The 15,477-nt window shown below is 76.3% G+C and carries 10 protein-coding genes; 4 read left to right on the top strand and 6 right to left on the bottom strand.

The genetic code is table 11. From position 1 onward, the window contains the following. Positions 1–95: 95 nt before the first annotated feature. Positions 96–1,739: a SpoIIE family protein phosphatase gene (locus tag ACI79I_RS04585; RefSeq protein WP_456991095.1), complete on the bottom strand. Its 1,644-nt coding sequence runs from the start codon at positions 1,737–1,739 to the stop codon at positions 96–98. A gap of 233 nt (positions 1,740–1,972) precedes the next feature. Between ACI79I_RS04585 and ACI79I_RS04580 the strand changes: the two genes are divergently transcribed. After that, positions 1,973–3,745, top strand: a complete 1,773-nt coding sequence (locus ACI79I_RS04580; RefSeq protein ID WP_456991094.1) for a SpoIIE family protein phosphatase — start codon at positions 1,973–1,975, stop codon at positions 3,743–3,745. Between the two features lie 2 nt (positions 3,746–3,747). On the opposite strand, the gene ACI79I_RS04575 is transcribed toward ACI79I_RS04580, so the two are convergent. The 3 genes from ACI79I_RS04575 to ACI79I_RS04565 all read right to left on the bottom strand — a co-directional run bounded on the left by ACI79I_RS04575 (position 3,748) and on the right by ACI79I_RS04565 (position 6,578). Further along, positions 3,748–4,662 (bottom strand): alpha/beta fold hydrolase, encoded by a 915-nt coding sequence (locus tag ACI79I_RS04575; RefSeq protein ID WP_456991092.1) that lies wholly within the window; start codon positions 4,660–4,662, stop codon positions 3,748–3,750. 336 nt (positions 4,663–4,998) lie between these two features. Next, the gene (locus ACI79I_RS04570; protein ID WP_456991091.1) at positions 4,999–5,748 is read right to left on the bottom strand and encodes a ZIP family metal transporter; all 750 of its coding nucleotides are present in this window, start codon (positions 5,746–5,748) and stop codon (positions 4,999–5,001) included. Positions 5,749–5,894: 146 nt separating this feature from the next. Next, complete coding sequence (locus ACI79I_RS04565; protein WP_456991090.1) at positions 5,895–6,578, bottom strand: hypothetical protein; 684 nt, start codon at positions 6,576–6,578, stop codon at positions 5,895–5,897. Between the two features lie 225 nt (positions 6,579–6,803). Here ACI79I_RS04565 and ACI79I_RS04560 point away from each other — a divergent pair, with 225 nt between their 5' ends. Further along, complete coding sequence (locus ACI79I_RS04560) at positions 6,804–7,619, top strand: alpha/beta fold hydrolase (RefSeq protein ID WP_456991089.1); 816 nt, start codon at positions 6,804–6,806, stop codon at positions 7,617–7,619. Here ACI79I_RS04560 and ACI79I_RS04555 read toward each other — a convergent pair. Together ACI79I_RS04555 and ACI79I_RS04550 are read right to left on the bottom strand one after the other, a co-directional pair. After that, positions 7,603–8,799, bottom strand: a complete 1,197-nt coding sequence (locus tag ACI79I_RS04555; protein ID WP_456991088.1) for an AAA family ATPase — start codon at positions 8,797–8,799, stop codon at positions 7,603–7,605. The genes ACI79I_RS04560 and ACI79I_RS04555 overlap by 17 nt on opposite strands. Before the next feature lie 54 nt (positions 8,800–8,853). Further along, positions 8,854–9,828 carry a chemotaxis protein CheB gene (locus ACI79I_RS04550; RefSeq protein WP_456991087.1) on the bottom strand — a complete coding sequence of 325 codons (975 nt, stop codon included), beginning with the start codon at positions 9,826–9,828 and terminating at the stop codon, positions 8,854–8,856. A gap of 167 nt (positions 9,829–9,995) precedes the next feature. On the opposite strand from ACI79I_RS04550, the gene ACI79I_RS04545 reads away from it, so the two are divergent. Together ACI79I_RS04545 and ACI79I_RS04540 are read left to right on the top strand one after the other, a co-directional pair. Next, a complete protein-coding gene (locus tag ACI79I_RS04545; RefSeq protein ID WP_456991086.1) occupies positions 9,996–10,364 on the top strand; it encodes a phage holin family protein in 369 nt (122 codons plus the stop codon). Between the two features lie 54 nt (positions 10,365–10,418). Next, a complete protein-coding gene (locus ACI79I_RS04540) occupies positions 10,419–15,353 on the top strand; it encodes an NAD-glutamate dehydrogenase (RefSeq protein WP_456991085.1) in 4,935 nt (1,644 codons plus the stop codon). Positions 15,354–15,477: the final 124 nt, after the last annotated feature.

Raw genomic sequence — 15,477 nt, 5'->3', positions numbered from 1 at the left:
CCGTCCGTCGTCGGCTCCGACGTCTGAGAGGTGCCCAGGCGCTCGGGGCCTCAACCCTGCACGGCGGGCCGGGACTGCGGGATCTCGCCGCCCGGTCAGTCGGGTCGCACGCTGAGGGCCACGAGTGCGACGTCGTCCCCGGGCGTGCCGTCCACCATCCGCGTCAGCAGTTCGTCGCACAACCGGTCCAGCGGCAACCCGGCGAGCTCGGCGAGGTGCTCCCGCAGCCGGGTCACGCCCTCGTCCACGCCTGACTCCCGGCGCTCCACCAGCCCGTCGGTGTAGAGCAGGACCGTGGCCCCGGGCCGCAGCGGGACGACGACCTCCCGGCGGACCGTGTCGGGGTCCACCCCGAGCAGCAGGTCGCCGAGGGTGCCGCCGAGGACGGTGACCGTGCCGTCGGGTTCGATCACCAGTGGCGGCGGGTGTCCCGCGTTGGCGCACCGCAGCCGGGTCCCGCCGCGCTCGATCCGGGCGATGGCGGCCGTGGCCAGCGTGCCGGTGTGCATGGCCGTGATCGCGGCGTCCAGGCCCCGGAGCACCTCCGCCGGGCCGGCCCCGCTGTAGTGGGCGATGCCCCGCAGCAGGCCGCGCAGCTGGCCCATCTCCGCGGCGGCCGCGGTGTCGTGGCCCGCGACGTCGCCGATCACGACCACCGGCTCCCCGCCGGGCTGCAGGAAGGCGTCGTACCAGTCCCCGCCGACCTGCGCGGCCTCGGCGGCCGGCACGTACCGCACGACGACGCGGACACCGGGGATCACCGGTGGGTCGGTGAGCAGGCTGCGCTGCAGCGCCTCGGCCAGCTGCGCCTGCCGGCTCTGGCGGTGCACCCGGTCCACTGCCTCGCCGGCCCGGGAGGCCACCTCCCGGGCGGCGGCGAGGTCGTCGGCGTCCAGCCTGCGGCCCGGGTCCTGGTACAGAGTCAGGACACCGACGGTGCGCTCCTCGGCGTGCAGGGGCAGCACGACGGCCGACGCCGACCCGAGGGCGCGCAGCAGGTCGCGGGCCGGTCCCGGGGCCATGAGGGCGAGGACGGCGTCGACCGACTCCCACGCGGAGGTGCCGGTGCGCAGGGCCTCGGCCACCGGCGAGGCCTCGGGCATGGTGTCCATCCGGACCTGCGCGTACCGGGCCATCAGCTCGCGGCGGGCCGGGTCGGCGTGCCAGGAGCCGACGTCGCGGGCCCGTCCCTCGCGGTCGACGACGGTGACGATGCAGGCGTCGGCCAGCTCGGGCACCACCAGCCTCGCGAGGCTGCCGAGCGCCGACTCGCCGTCCAGGGCCCCGGAGAGCTCGGCGGTCACCGCGGCGAGCAGCGCCATGCGCGCGCCCGCCCGCTCGGCGGCCCGCTGCGCGCGCTCCGCCGCCTCCTGGGCCGCCCGCCGGGCGCTGATGTCGACGACGGCGACGGCCACGCCCGCCGGCACCGGCCAGGCGTGCAGGGCGATCCAGCCCGGCCCGGAGCCGCGCGCCGGGAGCTCGGTCGCAACGGGGCCGCCGGTGGCGGCGGCCTCCGCGCAGGCGGCGGTGACCGTCGCGGCGACGTCCGGGGACAGCAGGTCGGCCACCCGCTGCCCGGTCATCTCCGCGGCGCTCCTGCCCAGGAGGCGCTCGGCGGCGCGGTTGGCGTACTCCACCCGCCCGGACGGGGAGAGGCGCCACAGCGCGGCCGGCATGGCGTCGAGGACCCGGGACGCGCCGTCCTCAGCGGCGGGCGGCGACGCCGGCGCGGCGACCACCCGGGGCTCCCGCGGTCCCGTTCGGCACTGCTCCACGGGCCACCCCCCACCGCGACGAGCGCCTGCGTGCCCCGTCCGGGGCGCCCCCCGCCCGCAGGCCGTGGAGGGGTGCTCGGATCGTGGCAGTGGCGGAGGGCGCTGCCAAGGATCCCCGCGACGGCGGCGTACCCCGTTCGGGCGCGGCCGCGCCCGGCGTGCGGGCGGGGGATCGGCGATGAGGCAGAGTGATCACCATGACCCGGGAGACCGCGCCTCCGACGCCCTCGGACCTGCTCGCGCAGGCCGTGGAGGGCATGGACCGGCCGCTGTTCGTCCTGGGTGCCGACTGGCGGTTCCGCTACGTCAACCCCGCGGGCGCGCGGGTGCTGGACCGGACCGTCGCGGAGCTGGTCGGCCGGGAGATCTGGGCGGAGTTCCCCGAGGCCGTGGGCGGGCCGTTCGAGGAGCTGTACCGGCGCGTCCGGGAGACGGGGGAGTCCGGGACGACCGAGGCGTGGTTCGGTCCGCTGGGCACGTGGTTCCGCGCCGACGCCTTCCTCACCGACGCCGGGCTGGTCGTCTCCTACGACGACGTCACCGAGCGGCGGCGCACCGAGGAGGAGCGGGCGGACGCCGTCGCCGCGCGGGAGGAGTCGGTGCGCTCCGCGGCCGCTGCCGCCGCGGAGGCCGAGCAGGCCGGCCGGCACCTGATGCTGCTGGGCGACATCAACCTGGCGATGACCTCCACCGTCGACGTCGACGAGGCGGTCGACCGCTTCGCGCACCTGGTCGTCCCCCTGCTGGCCGACTGGTGCCTGGTCAGCGTCGTCGACCCCGACGGCACCCGCCGTGACGTCGGTCGGGCCCACAGCGACCCGGGGATGGCCGACGCGATGCACCGGTACGCCGACGCCCGGGTCGTGAGCAACGCCCCCACCGCTCCGGTGCCCGCGTCGCTGCGCAGCGGTCGCCCGGTGGTCATCGCGGCCCTCACCGACGCGGACGTGGACGCGATGGTCAGCACCGAGGCCGCGCGGGAGGCCCTCGCCCCGCTGCGGCCCTCGGCGGTGGCCACGTTCCCCCTGATCGCCCGGGGGGAGACCTTCGGCGCCTTCACCCTGGTCAACGGCGCCCAGCGCGGGCCGCACACCGAGGCCGAGCTGCGGACGGCGGAGATCGCCTCGCGGCGGGCCGCGCTCGCCCTCGACAACGCGCGGCTGGCCGTGGCCAACCAGCAGGTGGCCGAGCGGCTGCAGCTGAGCCTGCTCTCCCCGCCGGTGCAGCCCGACCACCTGGAGCTCGCGGTGGGCTACCGCGCCGCGACCCGCGGGGTCTCCATCGGCGGGGACTGGTACGACGCCTTCCTCCAGCCCGACGGGGACACCGTGGTCGTCATCGGCGACGTGATGGGGCACGACATCGAGGCCGCCGCCGCGATGGGGCAGGTGAAGACCCTGGTGCGGGCGATCGCGTTCGACCGGCTGGAGGAGCCGGCCGGGGTGCTGCGCCGGGTCGACCACGCCCTCGTCGGGCTGGCCGTGCCCACCATGGCCACCGCCCTCGTCTGCCGCGTCGAGCAGACCCCGGCCGAGCACGCGCTCGGGCTGCGCCGCGTGCGCTGGTCCACGGCCGGCCACCCCGAGCCGATGCTGCTGTCCCCCGACGGGACGGTCGTCGACCTCTCGGCTCCGGTCGGGCCGCCGCTGGGCATCGGCTGGCGCGGGCCGCGCGCCGACGGCACGGCCACCCTCCCGGAGGGCGCCACCCTCCTGCTGTTCACCGACGGGCTCTTCGAGCGCCGTGGCGTGCCGCTCGACGAGAGCCGCGACCAGCTGCGCAGGCTGCTCGCCGGTTCGGCGGAGGAGCCGCTCGACGCCCTCTGCGACCGGCTGCTCGCCGGGATGCTCGGTTCCGGCGCCGAGGACGACGTCGCGCTGCTCGCCGTCCGCGCCCACCCGGTCACGTGGGAGCGGCCGCCCGCGTCCGGGCCCGAGCTGGTGCAGCCGGTGTCGGCCCGGCCCGCCTGACCTCAGCTGCGCGCCGCGGCCTCCCGGACGGCGGCCGCGATCGCCGCCACCCCCTCGGGCGACCAGACGATGGAGTAGTGGTTGGTGCCGGGCACCTCGCGGGCGGTGATCCCCGACGGTCCCAGCCCGAGCCCGGCCAGCCGCGTCTCGTCGTAGAGGCCGGGGGTCTGGTCCAGCAGGCCGCGCGAGGCCCACAGGAGGGTGGCCGGCACCGGCAGGTCGGCGGTGGCCTCGAGCACCCGCTCGTTGAGCAGCACGTCCCCGCCGTCCACGCGGATCGCGTCCGGGACGCACGCGCTGCGCAGGGCCGGCGGCTCGCCCTGCAGGTCGCGGGTCAGGTAGGCGGTCACCGCCGGGTCGTCGACCCAGGGGCCGACCGCGGGGTGCTGCGCCCAGAACGCCCGCACCGCCGCCAGATCCGGGAAGGTCATCGTCAGCCGGTCCAGCGAGGGGCCGAGGACCGCGGCCAGCATCGCGTCGACGTCGGCACCCGGAGGCTGGGGGAGGGCCAGCCCGCCGTCGACCAGGACCAGGCCGTGCACCCGGTCCCGTGCCTGACCTGCCGTCGCCAGCGCCGCGACGAAGGCGCCCATCGAGTGCCCGACCAGGACGGTGACCTCCGCACCAGCCTCGGCGTCGGCCCCGAAGGCGTCGAGCAGCGCGGTCAGGTCGGCCGCGTGCGCGTCCAGGCCGTAGGGACCGGGCAGCCCGGCGGACCCGGCCCGGCCGCGCAGGTCCGGCGCCACGACCTCGAACTCGCCGGCCAGGGCCTCGGCGACCCGTGCCCACGCCATCGCGTTGGCGGTGATGCCGTGGACGAGCACGGCGAGGGGCGCGCCGGGGGCGTCGGCCGGCCAGTGCAGGACGGCGAGGTCCCCTCCGGCGACGGGGACGGCGATCTGCTGCGGTTGGTCCACGAGCCCACCCTGCCGGGGACCGGCCGTGCCCGCACCGTCAGGCGGACGCACCGGCGCCGGGCACCTGGGGGACCGACCCCCTCCCCGTGGGTGCTCGTGCTCTGCCTGCTCCGGGCATGCAGAGCACGAGCACTCGGGAGAGGGAGGTCACCGGTCGTCCGCGGCTCCGCTCGCTGCCGGCCGCGGTGCTCCCGCGGCCGTCGTCCCCGGCCGTCCGGGGGACGACCCCGTCCCCGTGGGCGCTCGTGCTCTGCCTGCTCCGGGCATGCAGAGCACGAGCACTCGGGGGAGGGAGGTCGACGTACGTCCGCAGCCCGCTCCCGCCCGCCGGCACGGTCACGCGACCTCGATGGCGAACGCCACGAGGAACCCCAGCGTGGTGATGACGCCGGTCCAGGTCCGCGTCCGCTCGAACGCCTCCGGGATCATCGTGTCGGCGATCATGGTGAGGATCGCGCCGGCCGCGACGGCGGTGATGACCGCGATCGCCTCCGGCGGTGCCCCGCCGAGGGCGGCGTGACCGACCAGCGCGGCCAGGCCGCTCGCCACGGCGATCCCGCCCCACACCCCGAACACGTACCCGGCGGACCGGCCGTTGGCCTTCATCCCTGCGGCGGACGAGAGCCCCTCGGGCACGTTGGAGATGAAGACCGCGGCCAGCACCGAGGCGCTCACCGACCCGCCACCGAGCAGCCCGAGCCCCAGGACCACCGACTCCGGGACGCCGTCGAGCAGCGCGCCGATCGCGATCGCGGCCCCGCTGCCGGACTGCTGGTCCTCCGAGGGCTGCTGGGACCCCGACCGCTTGCGGTGCCGCGCCCCGCGCCGTGCCAGTGCCTCGTTGGCCGCGAGATAGGCCAGCGCACCGCCGACGAACCCGATCGAGGTGGGCAGCAGCCCGCCGGTGTCGGCCGCCTCGGCCATGAGGTCGAAGGCGACCGCCGAGATCAGGACCCCGGACCCGAAGGCCATCACCGAGGCGATGACGGTCTGCGGCACCCGCACGAACCAGGCGACCAGCGCGCCGAGCACCAGCGCCCCGCCGCCCAGCAGGCCCCACAGCCCGGCCTCCAGCCACGTCGGCACGGCGTCCCCGTTCCTCGTCCCCGGCCTCCCTGCCCCAGGGAGGCCGGGGTCCGCCCTGCCCACGCAGCCGCTCGGTCAACCACCCCGGACAGCTGGCCGACGCCGGGCGCCCGTCGGGGTGCGCGCGGCCGGCGTCGGCCACCCGCTCAGGAGGAGGGCGCCACCGGACGGTCCGACCCGTGCAGCCCGGCGGTCACCCGGTCGGGATAGGTGGCGGTGAACCGCACCATCGCCCAGATCACGCCGATCGGCACGACCCAGTCGAGCAGGAGTTCGGCGAGGTGGCTGCTGGAGGTGTCCGTCGCGTCGACGCCCAGCGCGGTGGCCAGGGCGGACGCGGCTCCCATCAGCATGATGGCCACCGCCCAGGCGGCGCTGAGGACCCGGTTGATGCGGGTGAACGTCGGGGAGTCCCAGTACTCGCGCGGCGTGGTCTGGCGGGCGTACTCCGCGGTGAACGGCAGCACCGGCACGGTCAGCAGCAGGTACAGCCCCAGGGCCACGCCGACCAGCGGCCTGCCCCACTCGTACAGCCACCGGTCGACGCCGGGCCCGCCGGCGAACCCGGCGACGGCGACGACCGCGAACAGGCCGAGCGAGCCGAGGCCGAGGATGCGGGGTCCGTGGTGGCGGCTGTCCCGGACCACCAGGACCGCCGCCACCACCACCGCGACCAGCGCACCCCAGGCGACGCCGTCGGCGGCGATCCGCTGCGCGACGAAGGAGAAGGCGATCCACGGCAGGAAGCCGACGACGAGGCTCAGGGGGGTGAGCCCGGGCGGCGTGGACCGCCCCGGGTGTGCCGGTGCCGGTGCTGGAGTCGCTGTCATCAGGTGCCCCGATCGGGACGAGGGGATGGTCGTGGGTGGTGGGACCGCGGTGGGCGAGCCCGTGCGGCGCCGGCCCGGCCGAGTGGTCGGGACGGTGTGGCGGCGGTCCCGCGCCGGTCCATGCTGGTCCGCCCGGTCACGACTCGACCAGGGCACTTCGACCGGTCCCTGCAGTGCGTGGGCGGCCTACCGTGGCCCGGCGGGGACCGCCGGCGAGGAGGCGTCATGACCGGGACCGAGGCTCTCCGACCCGACACCGTCGCGGTACCCGGCGGGCTGCGACTGCAGGTCGTGGAGCAGGGGGACCCCGCCGGGACGCCGGTCGTCCTCGTCCACGGCTGGCCGGACTCCTGGTTCTCGTGGAGCCACGTCCTCCCGCACCTGGACCGGCGGCTGCGCGCCGTCGCCTACACCCAGCGCGGGTTCGGCGAGTCCGACCACCCGCGGGCCGGCTACACCATCGACCGGTTCGCCGACGACCTGGTGGCCCTGTGCGACGCGCTCGGCCTGGCGCGGACGCACCTGGTGGGGCACTCCTACGGCAGCTTCGTCGTCCGCCGGATGGCCGAGCAGCACGCGGATCGCGTCGACCGGGTGGTGCTGATCGGCTCGGGCGACCGGCTGGGCGACCGGCTCGCCGAGGAGGTGCGCACGGCGATCGCCGACCTGCCCGACGAGGTACCCGAGGACTTCGCCCGGGAGTTCGCCGCGAGCACCGTCCACCGGCCGGTGCCGCCGGAGTTCTTCGACGCGCTGGTCGCCGAGAGCCGCAAGGCTCCGGGGTGGGTGTACCGGGACTCCTGGGAGGCGCTCGTCGCAGCCGACGACCGGGACCGGCTCCGGGACGTGGCCGCGCCCACCCTGGTGCTGTGGGGCGACTCCGACGCCCTCTTCGACCGGGGCCAGCAGGACCGGCTCGTGGCGGCGCTCCCGCGGGCCGAGCTGCACGTCCTCGAGGACACCGGGCACTGCCCGAACTGGGAGCGGCCGGAGGACGTCGCCGCCGAGCTGGACGCCTTCCTCCTCAGTCGGGGTGGCTGAGCAGGTAGCGCCCGAAGTGGGGGACGGTGAAGGCGATCTGCCCGCGCTCGGCGGAGTAGACCAGCCCCTTCTTGATCAGCGAGTCGCGCGCGGGGGACAGGGACGCGGGCTTGCGGCCCAGCGACACCGCCACCTCCGAGGTCGCCACCGCGGACCCGTTCGGCCCGCCCAGCTCGGCCATCGCGTGCATGTACTCGCGCTCGGCCGGTGTGGCCCGGTCGTAGCGGGAGCCGAAGAACCCGACCGCGAGCTCGGCCTCGGCGACGGGGGCGGCCATGGCGACGTCCGCCGCGGTGATCGGGGAGGCCGCGGCGACGTCCCAGGTGACCTTGCCGTAGGCCTGCACGAAGTAGGGGTAGCCGTCGGCGGCCGCGTAGAGCGCGTCGAGGGCCTCCGGCTCGAAGGTGACCTCCTCCCGCTCGGCCGGGGCGAGCAGCGCCCGGTCGGCGGCGGCCCGGTCGAGCCGGTCGATGCGCAGGTAGCGGAACAGCCGCTCGGAGTAGCTCTTGGACGCGCTCAGCACGGCGGGCAGGTGGGGGAGGCCGGCGCCGACGACGATCAGCGGCGCGCCCTGCTGGGAGAGCTCGTGGCAGGCGGCGCAGATCGCCGAGACGTCGGGGGCCTGGACGTCCTGCATCTCGTCGATGAACAGCGCGACGCCCTTGCCGACGTCGGCGGCCAGGCCTGCGGCGTCGCTGAGCAGCTCGACCAGGTCGATCTCCATGTCCCCGGAGTCGGCCCGCCCGGAGGCCGCGGGGACGTCGATGCCCGGCTGCCACCGGTCGCGCACCTTGGCCGGCGGCGACGACTCCGCCGACTGCCGCAGGGCGAAGGCCTTGAGCACCCCCAGGACGGCGTCCATCGAGTCCTGGTCGGGGTGGCGGAGCTCGCGCAGCGCCATGTGCAGCGCCGAGGAGACCGGCCGGCGCAGCGACTGGTCCGGGCGCGCCTCGATCTTGCCGGTGCCCCACCCGCGGCTGATCGCCGCCGAGCGCAGCTGGTTGAGCAGCACGGTCTTGCCGACCCCGCGCAGACCGGTGAGGACGAGGGAGCGCTCGGGGCGGCCGTGCCCGATCCGCTCGAGGACGACGTCGAAGGCCGACAGCTCGGTGTCGCGGCCGGCCAGCTCCGGCGGGCGCTGGCCGGCGCCGGGCGCGTACGGGTTCCGCACGGGGTCCATGTCGAGCACCGTATGGGCTCGTCTAGTCCCCGCCGTAGAGATCGGTAGAACCGGCTAGGGCGTGTCGCCCTCCGGGTCCTCGGCCGCCAGGGCGCCGATCCGCTCCGCCCGGCGCTCGGCCCGCTCGGCGGCGCGCAGGTGTGCCGTGCGGTCGCCGGCCTCCTCGGTGTCGAGCTCGGCGAGCCGCCGGTGCACGGCGGCGATCTCCAGGAGCTTGGAGGCGGCGTTGTAGATCGCGCTCTCGACCGCCTGGCGCTGGGCGTCCAGGAGCGTCTGCGCGGTCCAGCTGTGCCCGACGTGGCAGGTGTAGCTGGCCGTGTTGTCCGGGACCGTCTCGAACATCCCGCCCTGGCACTCGGGGCAGCCCACGGCCGCGGGCGTGCCCAGGTCGGTGACCGCGGTCGGTCCGCCCTCCATGGACCTGCTCCTCTGCTCGTCGGTGGTTTTCGTCGGTGCGGGGACGGGCAGGGGCCGGCAGACCAGCTCCTGCACGGCGGCCCCGAGTCGAGCGGCGGGGAGGGCCCGCGCGCGGCGGACGCCGGCCAGCGCGGCCCGCGGCATCGCCGACACCCGGGCCTCGGCCGGGTCCTGGACCAGGACCGCGCCCTCCTGCGCCGCCACGGCCGCGGCCCCGACCGCGCCGTCGTCCAGGGCGCCGGAGAGGACCACGGCGACGACCCCCGGCCCGTAGGACTGCGCGGCGCTGCGGAACAGCGGGTCGATCGCCGGCCGCTGGCGGTTCTGCCGCGGGCCGCGGGACAGCCGCACCCGGGAGTCGCGCACCAGCAGGTGGTGGTCGGGCCGCGCGACCAGGATCGTGCCCGGGGTCAACCGCTCGCCCTCCTCCGCCTGGCGGGCGGGCAGGCGGCCGCTGCGGGCCAGCAGCCGGGACAGGTGGCTGTCGGCCGTCGACGGCAGGTGCAGCACCACCAGGACGGCGGCGGGCAGGTCCTCGGGCAGCGCGGCGACCAGCTCCTGCAGCGGGGGGAGGCCACCCGCGCTCGCCCCGACCACCACCAGTCGGTCCATGTCGTCCGCCTCTCCGGTCCTCCGCGGGAGGGGTGTGCCCCGGAGGGACCCGGTCGATGCCCGGGACGTGTCGACCCCCGTCTGCCCGTGTCTAGCCGCCAGGCTAGAGGTCGGTAGAGGGCCCGACACGGGTCGGATCGTGATCACCCGCGGCTAGCGTGGACGGCGTGCTGAGGTTCCTGGTCAAGGTCGTCCTCATGGCCGGCGTCTTCTACGGCGTCGCCTACCTGCTCCAGGGCATCGAGGTGATCCCCAACCCGAACGGCCCGCTCGGTGAGCCCGGGACCTACCTCTGGATCGCGCTCATCTTCGCCGTGGTGAACGCGGTCGTCGGGCCGATCCTGCGGCTGCTGTCGTTCCCGTTCGTCCTGCTCACCCTCGGTCTGTTCCTGCTCGTGGTGAACGCGGCCCTGCTCGGCATCACCGCGGCGCTCACCGACCGCCTCCAGGTCGACGGCTTCGGCAGCGCGGTCGTCGGGGGGCTGCTGCTGGCCATCGGTGGCTGGGTCGCCGACCAGCTGACCGCCAAGCGCTGACCCCGGCCGCGTCGCTGTGACGGAGTGCACCGTGCCGGGATAGCGTCAGCTGCCATGGCCAGCACCACCGGCACCGTCCCGGCGACCCCGGGAGCGGGCCCCGAGGCCGGCGCGTCACCCGCAGCCGTCGCCAGCGAGCTGGCCGCCCTCGAGGCGGCCCGTCAGGAGAAGTCCCGGCTCCTCGAGCGCGCGGCCCAGGCCGCGCTCGAGTCCGGCGCGGGGTTGCCGTCCGGCTGCGGGTCGACCGACGTCCCGGCCCTCCTCCAGCGCTACTACTGGAGCGAGCCGGCCGCCGAGGTGGTCGAGCACCACCCGGCCGACCTCGCCGCCCTGGCGCTCGTGCACCTCCGGCTCGCGGAGGTCCGCCCGCAGGGCGCGGCGACCGTCGACGTCCAGCGGCTGCCCGACCGCCCCGGGGCCCGGCCCCGCTCGGTGGTCCTCGTCGTCACCGACGACATGCCCTACCTGGTCGACTCGGTCACCGCCGAGGTGGTCCGCCAGGGCTTCCGCCTCGAGCACGTCGTCCACCCGGTCGTGGTGGTCCGCCGCGACCTCGCCGGCCGGATCCGCGCCTTCTGCGACAGCGGGGACCCCGCCACCTGCGGGCCCGACGCGCTGGCCGAGTCGTGGATGGCCGTCGTCCTCGACGGGCCGCTGGACGAGGAGGCCACCGGCGACCTGGTCTCGGGACTGCGGACGGTGCTCGCCGACGTCCGCGCCGTCGACGAGGACGCCACCCGCATGCGCGCCCGCGCGCTGGAGCTGGCCGAGCGCCTCGACCGGGAACAGCCGGCGCAGGACGACGACCCCTCGGCCGACCCGGCCGAGGCGGCGGCCCTGCTGCGCTGGCTGACCGACGGCAACTTCGTCTTCCTCGGTGCCCGCGACGTCGACCTGGTGCAGGTGGGCGGGCGGACGACGGTCCGCGCGGTGCCGGGCAGCGGGCTGGGCGTGCTGCGCAGCGACGTCGAGACCGCGCCGGTCCCCGAGGGGACCCCGAGCCCGGCCCTGCTGACCGTCACCAAGGCCGACGCCCGCTCGACGGTCCACCGCCGCGCCTGGCTGGACCTGGTCACCGTGACCCTCCCGGCCGAGGACGGCGGCCCCGTGCGGCAGCGCCGGCTGGTCGGGCTGTTCCCCACCGCGGCGGCGGCGCACAGCGTCCGCGAGGTGCCGCTGGCGCGCCGGCGGGTGGCCGAGGTGCTGGCCCGCTCCGGGGCGCCGACCGACAGCCACACCGGCAAGGAGCTGCTCGACGTCCTGGAGACCTACCCCCGCGACGAGCTGTTCCAGGTCGGCGCCGACGAGCTGCTGCCGGTGGCGCTGGCCGTGCTGCGCCTTCAGGAGCGCCGGCAGACCCGGCTGTTCCTCCGCCGGGACCCGTGGAACCGGTTCTGGTCGGCGATCGTCTTCCTGCCCCGCGACCGGTACACGACCGAGGTGCGCCTGGCCGTCCAGCAGCTGCTGCTGGAGCGGCTGGGCGGCACGAGCATCGAGTACAGCGCCCGGGTCACCGAGTCGGTGCTGGCCCGGCTGCACTTCGTCGTCCGCCCCCCGGTGGCCCGCAGCGGGAAGCCGGCGCTGCCCGACGTCGACGTGGCGGCACTGCAGGCCGCGCTGGCCGCCGTCGTCCGCAGCTGGACCGACGACCTCGCCGACGCGCTGGCGGCCCGGTACGGCGCCGACGCCGAGCGGCGGCTGGCCCGGGTCGCCGACGCCTTCCCGGCGTCCTACCAGGAGGACTTCCCCGCGTCGGTCGCCGTCGAGGACCTCGAGCGGCTCGACGCCCTGGCTGAGGGCGAGATCGGCCTGGTGCTCCGCCGCCCGGCCGGCGCCTCGGCGACCGAGCCGCGGCTGGCCGTCTACCGCGTGGGGGAGCGGCTGCTGCTCTCCGACGTGCTGCCGATGCTCCAGCACATGGGCGTCGACGTCATCGACGAGCGGCCCTACGAGGTCGACCGGATCGGCGCGCCGCTGGCCTGGATCTACGACTTCGGGCTCACCGCCCCGGTCGGGGAGCTGCCCTTCCCCGGCTCGCTGCCGGAGCGGTTCACCGACGCGCTCTCGGCGGTGTGGCGGGGCGAGGCCGAGGACGACGGCCTGGGCGCCCTGGTGCTGCTGGCCGGGCTCAACTGGCGGCAGGTCTCCGTCGTCCGTGCCTACGTGCAGTGGCTGCGCCAGGCCGGGCTGCCCTTCGGCCAGCGGTACGTGGAGACCACCCTGGCCGGGCACCCGGACGTCGTCGCGCGGCTGGTCGCGCTGTTCGAGACCCGGTTCTCCCCGGGCCGGGACGCGGGGCGGGACCGCCGCCAGGAGCAGCTCGTCGAGTCGCTCCAGGCGGCCATCGGGCAGGTGGAGTCCCTCGACGCCGACCGGGTGCTCACCGCGCTGCTCGCTGCCGTGACCGCGACCGTCCGGACGACCTACTACGCGGGATCCGGGCCGCTGGCCCTCAAGCTGCGCCCCGCCTCGGTGCCCGACCTGCCCGAGCCGCGGCCGGACCGCGAGGTGTGGGTAAGCTCGCCCCGGGTGGCCGGCGTGCACCTGCGCTTCGGCGCGGTCGCCCGCGGCGGGCTGCGCTGGTCGGACCGGCACGAGGACCTCCGGACCGAGGTCCTGGGGCTGGTCAAGGCGCAGATGGTCAAGAACACCGTCATCGTGCCCACCGGCGCCAAGGGCGGGTTCGTCGTCCGCCGGCCCCCGCCCGAGAGCGCCGGCCGGGACGCGTGGCTCGCCGAGGGGCAGGCCTGCTACCGGCTGTTCATCGGCGCGCTGCTGTCCCTCACCGACGACCTGGTCGACGGCAGGGTGGTGCCGCCGGAGCGGGTGGTCCGGCACGACGGCGACGACACCTACCTCGTGGTCGCGGCCGACAAGGGGACGGCGACCTTCTCCGACCTGGCCAACGCCGTGGCGCTGGAGCGCGGCTTCTGGCTGGGCGACGCCTTCGCCTCCGGCGGCTCGGTGGGCTACGACCACAAGGCCATGGGCATCACCGCCCGCGGCGCCTGGGAGTCGGTCACCCGCCACTTCCGTGAACTCGCCCTCGACGTGCAGCGCCAGGACTTCACGGTCGTGGGCATCGGCGACATGTCCGGGGACGTCTTCGGCAACGGGATGCTGCTGTCGGAGCACATCCGGCTGGTGGCCGCCTTCGACCACCGGCACGTCTTCGTCGACCCGACGCCGGACGCCGCCAGCTCCTTCGCCGAGCGGCGCCGGCTGTTCGACCTGCCGCGCTCGTCGTGGGCCGACTACGACCCCGCGCTGATCAGCCCCGGCGGCGGGGTCTGGCCACGGACGGCGAAGGCGATCCCGGTCAGCGAGCCGATGCGGGCCGCGCTGGGGCTGCCCGCCACGGTGGACACCCTCTCGCCGGTCGAGCTCATCCGCGCCGTCCTGACCGCCCCGGTGGACCTGCTGTTTAACGGCGGGATCGGCACCTACGTCAAGGCGTCCACCGAGAGCGCCCTCGACGTCGGGGACAAGGCCAACGACGCGGTCCGCGTCGACGGCCGCGACCTGCGGGTGCGGGTGGTGGGGGAGGGCGGCAACCTCGGCCTCACCCAGCGGGGCCGGGTCGAGTACGCGCTGGCCGGCGGCCGGGTCAACACCGACGCCATCGACAACTCCGCCGGCGTGGACACCTCCGACCACGAGGTCAACATCAAGATCGCCCTGGACCGGGTGGTCGAGGCCGGGGAGCTGGACGCCGGGGGCCGGGCCGCGCTGCTGGGCGACATGACCGAGGAGGTCGCCGCCGACGTCCTCACCGACAACCACGCGCAGAACGCGGCGCTGGCCGTCGAGGTCACCTCCGCGCGCAGCCTGCTCGACGCCCACCAGCGGTTCATGCGCGCCCTGGAGCGCTCCGGCCGGCTGGTGCGCAGCGTCGAGGCGCTGCCCGACGACCGTGCGCTGACCGAGCGCCGCCGCGACGGACAGGCGCTGACCGGCCCCGAGCTGTCGGTGCTGCTGGCCTACGCCAAGCTCGAGACCGGGGACGCCGTCCTGGCCTCCGACCTGCCCGACGACCCCGCGCTGGAGGACCTGCTCGTCGGGTACTTCCCGGCCGAGCTGCGCCGGCGCTATCCCGAGGCGGTCACCGCGCACCCGCTGCGCCGGGAGATCGTCGGCACCGTGCTCACCAACCGCGCGGTCAACGTGGCCGGGGTGACCGGCCTGTTCCGCCTGGGCGAGGAGACCGGCGTCTCCCTGGCCGGTGTGGTGCGGGCGCACGCGGTCGCCCGCGCGGTCTTCGGCGTGGACCGGCTCTGGGACGCCGTCCGCCCGCTGGACAACCGGGTGCCGGCGGCCACCCAGGTGGAGCTGCGCACCGAGGCGACGCGGCTGGCCGAGCGGGCGACCCGCTGGCTGCTGGCCCTGCCCGCGCTGACCGGGCAGGACGCCGCCCCGATCGGGGAGGTGACGGAGCGGTTCGCCGCGCCCGTGGCCGCCGTGCGGGCGGGGCTGCCGTCGTGGCTGCTCGGGAAGGAGGCGGCGGGGTACGCCGAGCGGGCGGCGCGGCTGCAGGAGCGCGGTGTGCCCGAGGAGCTCGCCGCCGAGGTGGCCGCGGCTCCGCTGCTGCCCGCCGCGCTCGACCTCGCCGTGGTCGCCGAGCGCACCCGCGCCCCGATCGACCTCGCCGGCCGGGTGCAGCAGGCCCTCGGCGAGCGGCTGAGCCTCGTGCCGCTGCGCGAGCACGTGATCGCCCTCCCGCGGGACCGCCGCTGGCCGTCGATGGCGCGGGCGGCGCTGCGCGACGACCTGGCCGCGGAGCAGGCGGCGCTCACCGCGGAGGTCCTCGGTGGACGGCGGGCCGACACCGAGCCCGCCGACACGCTGGTGGCCCGCTGGGTGGAGGGCTGGGACGGCACGCAGCAGCGCGCGGCCGCCCACCTGGTCGACATCGCCGCGGGGGACCGGCACGAGCTGGCCGAGCTGCTGGTCGCGGTCCGGACACTGCGGGGCCTGCGCCGCCGCACGTGACCTGCGGCCGGGACCCGGTCCCCTGATCCTCGCGTGTCCTCCCTCGCCGTGGGCGGTGGGGGCGGACGCGCTCGGGCGAGCTGCGCCTCCCCGCGCTTCGCCCGATGGCGTCGACCCGCCCACC

The sequence above is a fragment of the Geodermatophilus sp. SYSU D01105 genome, from assembly GCF_054050095.1.
This window is presented reverse-complemented; position numbering and strand designations above follow the sequence as displayed.

Bases quoted from the DNA above. Each gene is read 5' to 3' on its own strand.
- ACI79I_RS04540 (WP_456991085.1), top strand. From the start codon at position 10,419: ATGGCCAGCACCACCGGCACCGTCCCGGCGACCCCGGGAGCGGGCCCC.
- ACI79I_RS04565 (WP_456991090.1), bottom strand. From the start codon at position 6,578: ATGACAGCGACTCCAGCACCGGCACCGGCACACCCGGGGCGGTCCACG.
- ACI79I_RS04560 (WP_456991089.1), top strand. From the start codon at position 6,804: ATGACCGGGACCGAGGCTCTCCGACCCGACACCGTCGCGGTACCCGGC.
- ACI79I_RS04550 (WP_456991087.1), bottom strand. From the start codon at position 9,828: ATGGACCGACTGGTGGTGGTCGGGGCGAGCGCGGGTGGCCTCCCCCCG.
- ACI79I_RS04580 (WP_456991094.1), top strand. From the start codon at position 1,973: ATGACCCGGGAGACCGCGCCTCCGACGCCCTCGGACCTGCTCGCGCAG.
- ACI79I_RS04555 (WP_456991088.1), bottom strand. From the start codon at position 8,799: ATGGACCCCGTGCGGAACCCGTACGCGCCCGGCGCCGGCCAGCGCCCG.